A 14,043-nucleotide genomic window follows, 5' to 3' on the forward strand; every position below is an offset into this window, starting at 1 on the left:
ACATTTTCCCCATGCCGTGAAGAAGGGGGGCGACTTTAGCGAAATGTCGCGTCGGCGGCAATATGGAATATCTGCGCAAGGCAAAAAAAGCCCGTAGCGATTAAGCTAAAGAAATCAAAAACAAAGGAGACGCTATGTTTACGCTTCGCTATCAGCCGCCTTACGACTGGCCGTGGATGTTACGCTTTCTGGCTGACCGTGCCGTGGCGGGCATCGAAGAGGTGAGCGACAGCCAGTACCGGCGCACGCTGGCGGTCGGCGCGCATCAGGGCTGGTTTAGCGTCACGCCGTACCCGGAGCGCGCGACGCTTGCGCTTGCGATGAGCGACGGGCTGCTGCCGGTGGCGGACGAGGTACAGGCGCGCGTGGCGCGCTTATTTGATCTGCGTTTTGACCCTGCGCCAATGCTGGAGGCGCTCGGCCCGCTCGCCGCCGCGCGTCCGGGGCTGCGCCTGCCGGGCTCGGTAGATGTCTTCGAGCAGGGCGTGCGCGCCATACTCGGGCAACTGGTGAGCGTGGCGATGGCAGCGAAGCTCACTGGCAAAGTGGTGCAGGCGGTCGGCACGCCGCTTGACGACGGCAGCGGCTGGCGCTTTCCCACCCCCGAGGAGATGGCGCGCACGGAACCCGCCACGCTAAAAGCGCTCGGAATGCCGCTCATGCGGGCGGGCGCGCTTATCCAGCTTGCGCGTGAGCATCTGGCCGGGCGGTTTCCGCTGACCTGCCCGGAGGATGTGGCGGCGGGAGTGAAAGCGCTGACGCAACTGCCAGGCATCGGCACCTGGACTGCCAATTACTTCGCGATGCGCGGCTGGCAGGCGCCCGACGTCTTTCTGCCGGACGATTATCTGATTAAGCAGCGTTTCGCGCCGATGACGCCTGCGCAGATCCGCCGCTACGCCGCACGCTGGCAGCCGTGGCGCACCTACGCGCTGCTGCACATCTGGTATGCCAGCGACTGGCAGACACCGGTCAGTGAATAGAAAAGTAGCTGGTGGCGAGCCGGGCGGCGAGCGATTGCGTCTGGGCCACGGTTTCGCCGTACGCCAGATCGATACCTATGCTGGCGAGCGTCTCCAGCAGTGACTGCTGGTCGGCGGGCCCGGCGATGGTTTGCAGGCCGAGACGGCGCGCGTTGCCCATCACAATGGTCAGCAGCATTTCATCCATCAGGCTGGAATGGGCGTCCATCACCAGATCGCTTGCCACCATGATGTAATCGGCGCACTGCGCGCAGATATGCTCGAACACCTCCAGTTCGCGGCCCACGTGGCTCAGCACCACCCGGCAGCCCGCTTCGCGCAGACGCAATAACTGGCGTCGCGCCGCGGCGGCGTCCTGCATCAGCACTTCGCTGCTGACGATAAAATGCAGCAGACGCGGCGGCAGCGGGCTTGCGGCAAGCTGTGCCAGCAGGGCATCGAGACGCTGCGGGTTAAGCAGAGTGGGGCCGGAGAGCGTCAGCGCGACGCCGACGCCTTTTGCCGCCACGCAGGCGGCGTGATCGCGAAAGAAATCGGCGACCAGACGCGCGTCCAGCGCCTGCAACAGTTCCGGATCGCTAAGCCCGGCCCGGAAGCTGTGCTCTTCGATCATCTCCCCTTCGCTGGTCCACAGCCGCAGCGACAGCAACCAGAAGGTCGCGGTTTCCGGCACGCGCGGCGAGGCGACCGGGCGCACCATCAGCATCTGGTGATGTTCGGCTATCATGCGCTGCTGTTCGTGAGCGGCGAGGGTGCCGCGCCCGCTGTGCAGTTGCTGCTGGTGCGGCTCGTAAACCGTCACCACGCCGCGCCCGGCGTTCTTCGAGGTGTAACAGGCGATATCCGCCTGAGACATCACCTCCTGCGCCTGGTTATTCGAGGCGTCGATAATCGTGATGCCCGCGCTGGCGCCGATGCGATGCAGGCGGCTCTCCCAGACAAACGGATATTCATTGATGGCCGCCACGATGCGCTCAGAGATGGTGCGGGCGTTCTCCAGGCTGCAATCCGGCAGCAGCAGGCCAAACTCATCGCCGCCGAGGCGCGCCAGCACGTCGGTGGTGCGCAGCATGCCGAGCATCAGGGAGGCGAGCTCGCGCAGCAACGCGTCGCCCGCAGCGTGGCCGGCGGTGTCATTCACCGCTTTAAACCGGTCGAGATCGATATAGACGAGCGCATGGCGCTGGTGCGTTTCGCTGACGCTTTGCAGCAGGCGTTTGAGGTGCGTTTCAAAGCTCACGCGGTTGGCGAGATGGGTCAGGGCGTCGTGCGAGGCGCTATAGCTGAGCTGGCGCAGCATTTTTCGCGACTCAGTGACATCATGGATAACCAGCACTGAGCCGATATTTTCCCCTTCCAGCGTGCTGAGCGGCGTGATGGTGTAGTGGATGTCGTAATGCCCGCCGCTACGGCAGTGCAGCACTACATCCTGATCGATGCCGGTGCTGGCGTGCGTGGCGTCGCCGCTGTGAATATCTTCCAGCAGCGGGCCATTATCGCCAAAGGTAATGCGCAGAATCGCGAGTACCGGCTGGCCGATGGCCTCTTCCTGGCGCCAGCCGCTCATCTTCTCCGCCACCGGGTTCATAAAGGTGACGTTCATATCGACATCGGTGCAAATCACCGCCTCGCCGATGGAGTCGAGCGTGATATGCAGACGCTCTTTCTCCTGAAACAGCGCTTCGTTGAGCTGTTTGACCTCGGTCATATCCATATTAATGCCGAGCAGGCGCTCCACTTCACCCTGTTTATTCAGCACGCGGTTGGCGAGCGCGCGAATATGGCGCACGCCGTTTTTCACCTGGATGCGAAACTCCAGCTTAAACGGCACGCGGGAGCGCAGCGCCTCCTGGATAGTGGCTTCGGCCTGGGCGACATCTTCTTTAAAAAGGCGCGACTTCCAGAGCTGATACGTCGGACGGGTATGCGGCGGCACTTCGTAGAGCTCGAACATGCGCTGATCCCAGGCGATGATGTCGGTACCAAGCTCCCACTCCCAGATACCGATGCCGCCCGCTTCGTTGGCGAGCGTAATGCGCTCCATCAGGCGTTTATTAACCCATTCGGTGCGTTTGAGATCGGTAATATCTTCTATCTGAGCGATAAAGTAGAGCGGCGAGCCGTCGCGCTGGCGCACGATAGAGACCGCCAGCAGCGCCCAGACCACGTCGCCCGCGCGGGTGTAGTAACGTTTTTCAAGCGAATAGTTGTTCATCTCGCCGTTCAGCAGTTTTTCGACCAGCGCCATATCGGCGTGCAGATCTTCCGGGTAGGTGAGCTGCTGAAAACTCATGCTGGCGAGCTGTTCCGGGGTGTAACCGAGAAACGTGCAGAGCGCTTTATTGACCTGCAAAAAACTGCCTTCGGTGGAGACCAGCGCCATGCCGATGGCGGAATATTCCATCGCGTTGCGAAAACGCGTTTCGCTCTCGGTGATAAGTTTTCGCTCTTCCCGCGAGGCGTACATCACCATCGTCATGACGTTGGCGGGCAGCAGGATCATCAAAAACGGAAGCCAGGGGGCGTTCACCACCATGCCTTCGTGCGGCAAATCAAGCAGCGTCGGGTTAGAGGCGATAACAAACGAGACCATCATGACGGTGGCGAGAAAGACCGTGAACGCCTCCAGTCGCGGCAGGCGGATAGCGCTCCACATCAGCAGCACAATCACGAAGGTAAACGGCCAGGGCATATAGTGTAGCGCCAGCCAGCTGCACAGCAGCGTAACGCACAGCGTCGCCAGGCTTTCGGCCAGCAGGCGCGGGCTGCGATGGCGCAACAGATAGCGCGCTTTGAAGAGCAGTCCGAGCGGCACCAGCGCCAGCGCGCCGATGGTTTCCGATAAGATCCACACCAGAAAGACGCGCAGCGTCACGTCATGCTCGCTGATGGCCGCCAGCAGACAGCCGCCCACCAGCGGCGGCACGACCGCGCTGGCGAACGCCAGCCGCAGCCAGTTGTTGAGGTTTTTAAGCGGGTTATACCAGGGCAGAAGCTTGCGCAGCAGCGTCGCGCCGACCAGCGCTTCGATAATATTAATGACGGTGTAGGCGGGCTCAAGATGGCCAGGTGGGAACAGCGTCAGCGTCGCCAGAATCGTGCCCGCGCCGCACACCAGCGCAATGGGCACCCACAGGCGCAAGGCGTGGCGAAAGAACGCCACCATCATAATTGAGGTCGGGAACCACAGCGGGGCCAGCAGCGTATCGAAAAGCGTCAGCTCAAGCGAAAAGAGCGTGAAAATATAAGTCAGCAGTCCAAGGCTTACTAAGCGCAGCAGTGGATGCGGCGTGGCCGCCAGCTCCTGCTTGTTCTTTTTTTTGGTCATTACCACATAATCCGCATAGGCATTGCCGTCAGGTGCAATACCCGGACGTATCAGGAAAAATGTTTCGGTTATGCTAGTACAAACAATTTACAATTCCTATGGCGTCTGCTCATAAATTAACTGTCATGAATAATAAAAAGCGCGCCGCAGAACTTTCGCCTCGCTTAATGCCTGTTTACGCAGCAAAAAACCGTGATTTTACCCTGCCGAAGACGACAGAATTTGCGCACTTATTCTCACGATTGCAGCATCGACTGGTATCAATTTAGTGAAATCCCTATAATTGCCGCGTCTGGCGCGACGGCGTCACCCTTCCTTTTCTCTTTATTATGTAAACCAGGTCGCTAATTTATGACTGACAAGTCCCATCAATGCGTCATCATCGGCATCGCCGGCGCATCGGCTTCAGGTAAAAGCCTTATCGCAAGCACCCTCTATCGGGAGCTGCGTGAACAGGTCGGTGATGAACACATTGGTGTTATTCCAGAAGACAGCTATTACAAGGATCAAAGCCATCTGTCCATGGAGGAGCGGGTTAAAACCAACTATGACCATCCTAACGCGATGGATCACAACCTGCTGTTTCAACACCTGCAAATGCTGAAAGCAGGCAAACCCATTGAGCTGCCGGTTTACAGCTACGTGGAACACACCCGTACCGCGCAGACGGTACATATCGAACCGAAAAAGGTGATTATTCTGGAAGGGATCCTGTTGCTCACCGACGCGCGCCTGCGCGAAGAGATGAATTTCTCGATTTTCGTCGATACCCCGCTGGATATCTGTCTGATGCGCCGCATTAAGCGCGACGTCAACGAGCGCGGCCGTTCTATGGACTCCGTAATGACGCAGTATCAGAAAACGGTGCGTCCGATGTTCCTGCAGTTTATTGACCCTTCCAAGCAGTACGCTGACATCATCGTGCCGCGCGGAGGCAAAAACCGCATCGCTATCGATATTCTCAAGGCGAAAATCAGCCAGTTCTTTGAATAAGCTGCGTTTTGCGTGTACCGTTCCAGAAGTTACCCTCAGGCTTTCGGCGTTCGCCGGAAGCCTGAACACATCAGGAGAGTGTAATGCGTCTTTGTGACCGAGATATTGAAGCCTGGCTGGACGAAGGCCGACTGGCTATCACCCCGCGTCCGCCAGTGGAGCGCATTAACGGCGCCACGGTGGATGTGCGTCTTGGCAATAAATTCCGCACCTTCCGCGGCCATACCGCCGCGTATATCGATTTAAGTGGCCCGAAAGATGAAGTGAGCGCGGCGCTCGATCGCGTGATGAGCGATGAGATTGTACTGAAGGACGGCGAAGCGTTCTTTCTGCATCCGGGCGAACTGGCGCTGGCGGTGACGTATGAATCCGTCACGCTGCCTGCGGATCTGGTTGGTTGGCTCGATGGCCGCTCGTCGCTGGCGCGTCTTGGGCTGATGGTGCACGTTACCGCGCACCGTATCGATCCTGGCTGGCAGGGCTGTATCGTGCTGGAGTTCTATAATTCAGGGAAGCTGCCATTAGCGCTACGCCCTGGCATGTTGATAGGCGCGCTGAGCTTCGAGCCGCTCTCCGGCCCGGCGGCGCGGCCTTACAACCGCCGTCAGGATGCGAAATACCGCGATCAGCAGGGCGCTGTCGCCAGCCGTATAGACAAAGACTAAACGCCTGCGGGCCGGTCTGCAGAGGATGCCATGAGACGAGTTCTGACCACGCTGATGATCTTACTGGTGGTGTTTTTCGCCGGTCTTTCCGCGCTGGTGATGCTGGTAAATCCCAACGATTTTCGCAGTTACATGATAAGCCAGGTGGAGCGGCGCAGCGGCTATCAGCTTAAGCTCGACGGCCCGCTGCGCTGGCACGTCTGGCCGCAGCTCAGCATTCTCTCGGGCCGGATGAGCCTCACCGCGCCAGGCGCCAGTCAGCCGCTGGTGAGCGCCGATAACATGCGCCTCGATGTGGCGCTGTTCCCGCTGCTGTCGCATCAGCTCTCTGTGCGTCAGGTGATGCTGAAAGGCGCGGTGGTGCAGCTCACGCCCCAGAGCGAGGCGCGTCATGAGCCGGGCGCGCCGGTTGGGCCGAAAAACAGCGCGCCGCCGGTGGAAGATACCCGCGGCTGGTCGTTCGATATCGCGCGTCTTAAAGTGGCGGACAGCGTGCTGGTGTTTCAGCACCAGGATGATGAACAGATAACCGTTCGCAATATCAACCTGCAAATGGAGCAGAACGAGCGGCATGACGCGCAGCTGGAGTTAAGCGGCAAAGTAAGCCGCGACCAGCGCGACCTTACGCTTTCGCTCTCCGCGGCGCTGAACGCCGCTGACTATCCGCAAACGCTGAGCGCGACGGTGTCGCAACTCTCCTGGCAACTGCATGGCGCCGACCTGCCGCGTGACGGCATTCAGGGCGATGGCACGTTCCAGGCGCGCTGGCTGGAGGCGGAAAAACGCCTGGAGTTCAGCCAGCTTAATCTCAAAGCCAACGACAGCCAGCTGGCGGGGCAGGGGAGCGTGACGCTCGGCGACGCGCCCGCCTGGGATCTTGATTTACACTTCACTACGCTGAATCTCGAAAAACTGCTCGCGCCCGATCCGGCGACCACCACGGCGGTTGCCCAGCAGGGTCAGCAGAGCGCGCTGCCGCGCCCGGTGATCGCCGCTGAAGTCGAAGAGGCGCCCTATACCGGGCTTCGCGGCTTTAACGCCAGCGCGCGTATTCAGGCTGACAGCGTGCGCTGGCGCGGGCTCACCTTCAACGATGTCAACACCGACATGCGCAATCAGGCGGGGCTGCTGGAGCTGAAAACGCTCCGCGGCAAACTGGGCGCAGGCGAGCTGTCGCTGCCGGGCACACTCGACGCCCGTGAAGATGTTCCGCAGGCGCGTTTCGCCGTTAACGTCAAAAATATTGAGGTGGGCGAGATCCTGCGCGCCTTTAATTATCCTATCGCGCTGACCGGCAAGATGAATGTCGACGGCACGTTTCGCGGCGATCGTATCGACGCACAGGCGTTTCGTGAAAACTGGGAAGGCGAGGCGGCGCTCAGTCTGACCGGCAGCCGCATGGAAGGGCTTAACTTCCAGCAACTGATCCAGCAGGCGGTGGAGCGCAGCGGCGGCGGCGTCAGCGCCCGTCAGGATTTTGACAACGCCACGACGCTCGACAGTTTCACCACACACGCCACGCTGGATCACGGCGAGCTGGCGCTTGACGAGATGCAGGGGCGTTCATCGCTGCTGGCGTTAAGCGGCGAAGGCACGCTTGATCTGGTGCGCGAGCAGTGCGACACGCGCTTTAAGGTGCAGGTCACCGAGGGCTGGCAGGGCGATGACAAGCTGGTGCAGTGGCTTAAAGCCACGCCCGTACCGCTGCGCGTCTACGGCTCCTGGAAAGCGCTTAACTACAATTTGCAGGTCGATCAGCTGCTGCGTAAGCATATGCAGGATGAGGCGAAGCGTCGCCTGAGTGACTGGAGCGAGCGTCACAAAGGCAGCAACGACGCGCAGGATGTGAAAAAGTTACTCGATAAACTTTAAGCGCAGCACAACAGTGTAAAAAAGCGGCCCTGGCGGCCGCTTTTTTTGGTGTTATGCATCTTCTGGCGGGCTCTCCTCAGGCGCGGCCTGGGCGACAATCTGCACCTTCTGGATGCGGTGTTGCTCCACCTTCAGGGTTTTCAACTGGTAATGCCCGACCTTCAGCGTTTCTCCCACGCCCGGTACACGCTGTAAATACTCCATCATCAGCCCGGCCAGCGTGTGGTATTCGCGCTTCTCATCGAGCGGCAGCGGCACATACTGAATTAAATCTTCCAGCGGCATATGGCCGTTGGCGGTCCAGCTACCGTCGGCGTTTTTCTGGATGTCGTGGCGCGCGTCAATCTCTTCCACTTCATTCGGCAGGTTGCCGGCGATGGTCTCCATCACGTCGCTCAGGGTAACCACGCCCTCCACCGAGCCGAATTCATCCACCACAAACGCGAAGTGGGTACGGGCGTTGCGAAACTGCTCCAGCGCTTTTAACAGCGGCAACCCTTCAGGGAAGACCAGGGGCTGGCGCACCAGTGCGCGCAAATCGAGCGGCTCGCCGCGCAGCGACTGTTGCAGCAGGTCGATAATGTGCACCACGCCCAGCAGATCGTCATCGTCCTCTTCGCTGCGCACCACCACGCGGGTGTGCTGATTGCGCTCCAGCAGCGTGCGCACCTGCGCCTCTGGCGCGTTGATGTCGATATGCTCCACGTCGTGGCGCGAGGTCATAATGCTGCTAACGCTGCGCTGATTAAGGTTCAGCACGCGCTCAATCATCAGTTGTTCCTGAAGATTAAACAGCGGGTGGTTGTCGTAGTCGGCAAGCAGCGATGCGGTTTGCGGGTCGAGATCGGCATCTTCTTTTTTACCGCTGATAAGCCGCATCACCGCTTCCGTGGTGCGCTGGCGAAGCGTGCGGTTAGCGGTAGAGAGAAAGCGGCGGCGGTTGAAAATCGCGAGCTGGTTGAGCGCTTCAATCATGATGGAGAAACCAATCGCCGCGTAGAGATAGCCCTTCGGAATATGAAAGCCGAAGCCGTCGGCGATAAGGCTAAAGCCAATCATCAGCAGGAAGCTCAGGCAGAGGATAACAATCGTCGGGTGGTGATTCACAAAGCGCGTCAGCGCCTTGCTCGCCAGCAGCATCAGCGACACGGCGATAATCACGGCGGCCATCATGACCGCCAGATGATCAACCATGCCCACGGCGGTGATCACCGAATCGAGCGAGAAGACCGCATCAAGAACCACGATTTGCGCCACCACCGCCCAGAATTTCGCGCCGCGCCGCTGCGTCGGGTTGGCCGTGTCCTTGCCTTCGAGCCGTTCGTTAAGCTCCACCGTCGCTTTGAAGAGCAGAAACAGCCCGCCCAGCAGCATGATGAGATCGCGGGCGCTGAAGCTGAAGCCTTTTACGGTCAGCAGCGGCGTGGTGAGCGTCACCAGCCAGGAGACAGACGCGAGCAGGCCGAGGCGCATCACCATCGCCAGCATCAGACCGGTGACGCGCGCGCGGTCGCGCTGTGCAGGGGGCAGTTTTTCAGCAAGGATGGCGATAAACACCAGGTTGTCGATTCCGAGCACCAGTTCCAGCACGATAAGCGTGGCCAGACCTGCCCAGATAGAGGGGTCGGCAATCCATTCCATATGAGGTCAGTTACCTTTTAAGATAAATAGCAGTCTGATGATCCTGGATAAACCGCGCTTAAATTGCAATGTGAGGCAGAATTATCTGAACCATTAACAGTGGCGGGAAAATAACCAAAAAAGGCAAATTAATGCTAATAAATAGCCAGATGCCATATTTTGGTCATAATCAAAAAGAATGAAATAATAATATTACCCAGATATATCTTAATTAGGTTGTCTGTGTAGTTTATTCCCGCCTGGCTGTCAACATGAAGAAAATCCTAAAAGCATTAAATTGCGCTGTTCATATTATTCTTAAAAACAGCCTCGCAACGGTGCGTTAACTTGCCTGCTAAAACTTTAGCTGCAACAATCCACTCAGCATTTCTTATTCCCACCGGCACACAAGGTTTTTTCTTTGTGCGTTATGAATGAGCGGTGCGCCAGCGTAATGAACCGTCTCTTTCAATAAGACAAATCCAATTGGAAGAGGCTTCACAGGGGTGTGTCAATATAACCGTCTGTTTTTGCAGTAGATTGGTAACTGAAAGCCAAGGGCGGTAGCGTGCCTGAAGTCTGTCAATTAGCCTCAATTATTCTGTCAATAGTATATGGGTAAATAAGCGACTTTTAGGAATGATTCCAGTTATATTCTGGCGCCTGACGCCGCATTCTTGATGCAGGAACAAGCGGTACGGTGGCTTATTTAAAGGGTCAGAATAATTACTCTGCCAAAGTGATAAAAATTCAATGATGAAATCCAGACTGAAATTGATGCCTTTATTGGTGTCTGTAACCTTGATGAGCGGTTGCACTGTTTTTCCCGGCAGCAATATGTCTACGATGGGAAAGGACGTGATCAAGCAACAGGATGCAGACTTTGATCTTGACCGGATGGTGAACGTATATCCGCTGACGCCGCGACTGGTAGAACAATTACGTCCTCGTCCGAATGTCGCCCAGCCGAATATGTCTCTCGATCAGGAGATTGCCAGCTATCAATATCGCGTAGGGCCAGGCGATGTGCTGAACGTCACCGTCTGGGATCACCCGGAGCTGACCACGCCTGCGGGCCAGTACCGCAGCTCCAGCGATACCGGCAACTGGGTGCAGCCAGACGGCACCATGTTCTATCCCTACATTGGCAAAGTCCACGTTGTTGGCAAAACGCTCGCTGAAATTCGCAGCGATATTACCGGCCGTTTAGCGCAGTACATCGCTGACCCGCAGGTGGACGTTAATATCGCCGCATTCCGCTCGCAAAAAGCGTACATCTCAGGCCAGGTGGCGAAATCGGGCCAGCAGGCCATCACCAACGTGCCGCTGACCGTGCTTGACGCGATCAACGCCGCAGGGGGTCTTACGGAAGACGCCGACTGGCGCAACGTGGTGCTGACCCACAACGGCCAGGAACGCCGCATCTCCCTGCAGGCGCTGATGCAAAACGGCGATCTGAGCCAGAACCATCTGCTCTATCCGGGCGACATCTTATTCGTACCGCGTAACGACGATCTGAAAGTCTTCGTCATGGGCGAAGTGAAGAAACAGAGCACGCTCAAAATGGACTTCAGCGGTATGACGCTGACCGAAGCGCTTGGCCAGGCCGAAGGCATCGATCTGAACACGTCTAACGCCAGCGGCATCTTCGTTATCCGTCCTCTGCGCGGCGACAAGCAGCGCGGCGGCAAGATTGCCAACATTTACCAGCTCGATATGTCCGATGCCACTTCACTCGTGATGGCGACGGAATTCCGTCTGCAGCCTTATGACGTGGTCTATGTCACCACCGCACCGGTGGCGCGCTGGAACCGTCTTATCAACCAACTGCTGCCGACCATCAGTGGTGTCCGTTATATGACGGATACGGCAAGCGACGTTCACAACTGGTAACGCGTATGTTTAACAAAATTCTTGTGGTTTGCGTGGGGAACATCTGTCGTTCCCCGACCGCGGAGCGATTGCTTAAACGCTACCTGCCGGAGGTGACGGTGGCGTCCGCAGGGCTCGGGGCGCTGGTCGGGAAGGGCGCGGACGCCAGCGCGGTAAGCGTAGCGGCCGGGCACGACCTCTCTCTGGAGGGCCACGTGGCCCGCCAGATAACCAGCGCGATGTGCCGCGATTACGATTTAATCCTCGCAATGGAAAAACGCCATGTCGCCTCGATTTGCGAGATGGCACCGGAGATGCGCGGCAAAGTGATGCTGTTTGGTCACTGGGACGACCAGCGCGATATTCCCGACCCGTATCGTAAGAGCCGGGACGCCTTTGAGGCGGTTTACGCACTTCTGGATCACTCTGCCCGCCAGTGGGCGCAGGCACTGAAAACGCAGCAGGGATAACGATGACTGATAAAGTGAGACATTCTGCCGCTCCGGCGGAGGGCGGCGACGAGATAGATATTGGACGCCTGGTCGGTACCGTAGTGGAAGCGCGCTGGTGGGTGCTTGGTATTACGGCGCTGTTCGCGCTGGGCGCGCTGATTTATGTCATGTTCGCCACCCCCATCTACAGCGCCGATGCGCTGGTGCAAATCGAGCAGAATCAGGGCAACTCGCTGGTGCAAGACATCAGCACGGCGCTGCAGAATAAGCCGCCGGCGTCCGATGCGGAAATTCAGCTGATCCAGTCCCGTCTGGTGCTTGGCAAAACGGTTGACGATCTTGACCTCGACATCGCCGTTGAGAAAAAGACCTTCCCGCTATTCGGCTCAGGCTGGGAGCGACTGATGGGCCGCGCCAACGAGACCATCAAAGTGACCACCTTCAATCTGCCGAAAGGCATGGCGGAGGAGGAGTTCACCGTCGCGGTCCTCGGCCCGAAACAGTATCAGCTCACCAGCAGCGGCGGCTTTAGCGCCCGCGGCGAAGTGGGTAAACCGCTCAGCAAAGACGGCGTCAGCATCACGGTCTCGGAAATTCACGCCCAGGAAGGCAGCGAATTTACCGTCACCAAATACTCGACGCTCGGCATGATCAATCAGTTGCAAAACAACCTGACGGTGACCGAAACCGGGAAAGACACCGGCGTGTTGAGCCTCACCTATATGGGTGAAGATCGCGATCAGATCCGCGATATCCTCAACAGCATCACCCGCAACTACCTTGAGCAGAACATTGAGCGTAAGTCGGAAGAAGCGGCCAAGAGCCTGGCCTTCCTCGCCAAACAGCTTCCGGAAGTGCGCGCGAATCTGGATGTCGCGGAGAACAAACTCAACGCGTACCGCCAGCAGCAGGACTCCGTAGACCTGCCGCTGGAGGCTAAAGCGGTGCTGGATTCGATGGTCAACATCGACGCCCAGCTCAATGAGCTGACCTTCAAGGAAGCGGAAATCTCCAAGCTCTACACCAAAGCGCACCCGGCGTACCGCACGCTGCTGGAAAAACGGCAGGCGCTGGAAGATGAGAAAGCCAAGCTGAACAACCGCGTCACCGCGATGCCGAAAACCCAACAGGAGATTGTCCGTCTGACCCGCGACGTGGAGTCTGGCCAGCAGGTTTACATGCAGCTGCTGAACAAACAGCAGGAGCTGAAAATCACCGAGGCCAGCACCGTGGGCGATGTGCGTATCGTCGACCCGGCAATTACCCAGCCGGGCGTAGTGAAACCGAAGAAAGCGTTGATTGTGCTGGGCAGCATTATTCTCGGCCTGTTGCTCTCCATCGTGATTGTGCTGCTGCGTTCGCTCTTTAACCGCGGTATCGAAAGCCCGATGGCGCTGGAAGAAGCCGGTATCAACGTTTACGCGAGCATCCCGCTTTCTGAATGGCAGAAATCACGCGACAGCGTGAAGACGGTCAAAGGCGTCAAACGCTTCAAACAGAGCCAGCTGCTGGCCGTGGGCAACCCGACGGATCTCGCCATCGAGGCTATCCGCAGCCTGCGCACCAGTCTGCACTTCGCCATGATGCAGGCCCCGAACAATGTTCTGATGCTGACCGGCGTAAGCCCGTCTATCGGTAAAACGTTTGTCTGCGCCAACCTGGCGGCGGTCATCAGCCAGACCCATAAACGCGTGCTGCTGATCGACTGTGACATGCGTAAGGGTTACACCCACGAGCTGCTGGGCACCACCAATGTCAACGGGCTTTCCGACGTGCTGGCCGGGCAGGGCGATATCAGCCGCTGCGCGCAGAAAACTTCTGTGCCGGGCTTCGACCTGGTGCCGCGTGGCCAGGTGCCGCCGAATCCATCTGAGCTGCTGATGAGCGAACGTTTCGCGGAGCTGGTGAAGTGGGCGAGCGCTAACTACGACATGGTGCTTATCGATACGCCGCCTATCCTTGCGGTCACCGATGCCGCCGTGGTCGGCCGTCACGCCGGCACCACGCTGATGGTGGCGCGCTATGCGGTCAACACGCTCAAAGAAGTGCAGACCAGCCTGAGCCGCTTCGAACAGAACGGCATCCAGGTGAAAGGGGTTATCCTCAACTCCATCTTCCGTCGCGCTTCAGGCTATCAGGACTACGGCTACTACGAGTACGAATACAAATCGGATCATAAGTAGCGGCATTACCCCTCACCCCGCCCTCCCGCTTTCTGCGGGAGGGAAAGCACCCCCAACGGCAGGCATAGTTTCTTC

9 protein-coding genes are annotated in these 14,043 nt (G+C 58.3%); 7 read left to right on the forward strand and 2 right to left on the reverse strand.

All coding sequences use genetic code 11. The annotated features are described in order from the left end of the window. Positions 1 to 134 precede the first annotated feature (134 nt). Positions 135 to 983, forward strand: coding sequence for a DNA-3-methyladenine glycosylase 2 (gene alkA / locus BJP61_RS08185; protein ID WP_171998122.1), 849 nt, complete (start codon positions 135 to 137; stop codon positions 981 to 983). On the opposite strand, the gene BJP61_RS08190 is transcribed toward alkA, so the two are convergent. Beyond that, entirely contained in the window at positions 973 to 4,311 is a 3,339-nt protein-coding gene (locus BJP61_RS08190) for a diguanylate cyclase (RefSeq protein WP_075192394.1), read from the reverse strand. The two genes, alkA and BJP61_RS08190, sit on opposite strands and share 11 nt — an antisense overlap. A gap of 351 nt (positions 4,312 to 4,662) precedes the next feature. Here BJP61_RS08190 and udk point away from each other — a divergent pair, with 351 nt between their 5' ends. The 3 genes from udk (at position 4,663) to asmA (ending at position 7,841) form a co-directional block, all read left to right on the forward strand. Next, complete coding sequence (gene udk, locus BJP61_RS08195; RefSeq protein ID WP_004386755.1) at positions 4,663 to 5,304, forward strand: uridine kinase; 642 nt, start codon at positions 4,663 to 4,665, stop codon at positions 5,302 to 5,304. A gap of 83 nt (positions 5,305 to 5,387) precedes the next feature. Next, complete coding sequence (gene dcd / locus BJP61_RS08200; RefSeq protein ID WP_038861923.1) at positions 5,388 to 5,969, forward strand: dCTP deaminase; 582 nt, start codon at positions 5,388 to 5,390, stop codon at positions 5,967 to 5,969. A 30-nt stretch (positions 5,970 to 5,999) separates the two neighbouring features. Next, positions 6,000 to 7,841, forward strand: a complete 1,842-nt coding sequence (asmA, locus tag BJP61_RS08205) for an outer membrane assembly protein AsmA (protein ID WP_171998123.1) — start codon at positions 6,000 to 6,002, stop codon at positions 7,839 to 7,841. A gap of 51 nt (positions 7,842 to 7,892) precedes the next feature. Here the strand turns inward: asmA and BJP61_RS08210 are convergent, their stop codons facing one another. Further along, positions 7,893 to 9,482 carry a TerC family protein gene (locus tag BJP61_RS08210; protein WP_038861927.1) on the reverse strand — a complete coding sequence of 530 codons (1,590 nt, stop codon included), beginning with the start codon at positions 9,480 to 9,482 and terminating at the stop codon, positions 7,893 to 7,895. A 732-nt stretch (positions 9,483 to 10,214) separates the two neighbouring features. On the opposite strand from BJP61_RS08210, the gene BJP61_RS08215 reads away from it, so the two are divergent. Genes BJP61_RS08215 through wzc form a run of 3 tightly spaced genes read left to right on the forward strand, consistent with a single transcriptional unit; the run spans position 10,215 to position 13,968 of the window. Next, the gene (locus BJP61_RS08215) at positions 10,215 to 11,354 is read left to right on the forward strand and encodes a polysaccharide export protein (RefSeq protein WP_071603654.1); all 1,140 of its coding nucleotides are present in this window, start codon (positions 10,215 to 10,217) and stop codon (positions 11,352 to 11,354) included. Positions 11,355 to 11,359: 5 nt separating this feature from the next. After that, positions 11,360 to 11,803, forward strand: coding sequence for a low molecular weight protein-tyrosine-phosphatase Wzb (gene wzb / locus BJP61_RS08220; protein WP_161578922.1), 444 nt, complete (start codon positions 11,360 to 11,362; stop codon positions 11,801 to 11,803). Positions 11,804 to 11,805: 2 nt separating this feature from the next. Then, complete coding sequence (wzc, locus tag BJP61_RS08225; protein ID WP_038861929.1) at positions 11,806 to 13,968, forward strand: tyrosine-protein kinase Wzc; 2,163 nt, start codon at positions 11,806 to 11,808, stop codon at positions 13,966 to 13,968. The last annotated feature ends 75 nt before the right edge of the window (positions 13,969 to 14,043 follow it).

This window comes from Cronobacter sp. JZ38, assembly GCF_008932145.1.
Classification (GTDB): Bacteria; Pseudomonadota; Gammaproteobacteria; order Enterobacterales; family Enterobacteriaceae; genus Cronobacter; species Cronobacter muytjensii.

Coding starts and splice junctions, on each gene's coding strand:
- alkA (WP_171998122.1), top strand. CDS start 135: ATGTTTACGCTTCGCTATCAGCCGCCTTACGACTGGCCGTGGATGTTA.
- BJP61_RS08190 (WP_075192394.1), bottom strand. CDS start 4,311: ATGACCAAAAAAAAGAACAAGCAGGAGCTGGCGGCCACGCCGCATCCA.
- udk (WP_004386755.1), top strand. CDS start 4,663: ATGACTGACAAGTCCCATCAATGCGTCATCATCGGCATCGCCGGCGCA.
- BJP61_RS08210 (WP_038861927.1), bottom strand. CDS start 9,482: ATGGAATGGATTGCCGACCCCTCTATCTGGGCAGGTCTGGCCACGCTT.
- BJP61_RS08215 (WP_071603654.1), top strand. CDS start 10,215: ATGATGAAATCCAGACTGAAATTGATGCCTTTATTGGTGTCTGTAACC.
- wzb (WP_161578922.1), top strand. CDS start 11,360: ATGTTTAACAAAATTCTTGTGGTTTGCGTGGGGAACATCTGTCGTTCC.
- dcd (WP_038861923.1), top strand. CDS start 5,388: ATGCGTCTTTGTGACCGAGATATTGAAGCCTGGCTGGACGAAGGCCGA.
- asmA (WP_171998123.1), top strand. CDS start 6,000: ATGAGACGAGTTCTGACCACGCTGATGATCTTACTGGTGGTGTTTTTC.
- wzc (WP_038861929.1), top strand. CDS start 11,806: ATGACTGATAAAGTGAGACATTCTGCCGCTCCGGCGGAGGGCGGCGAC.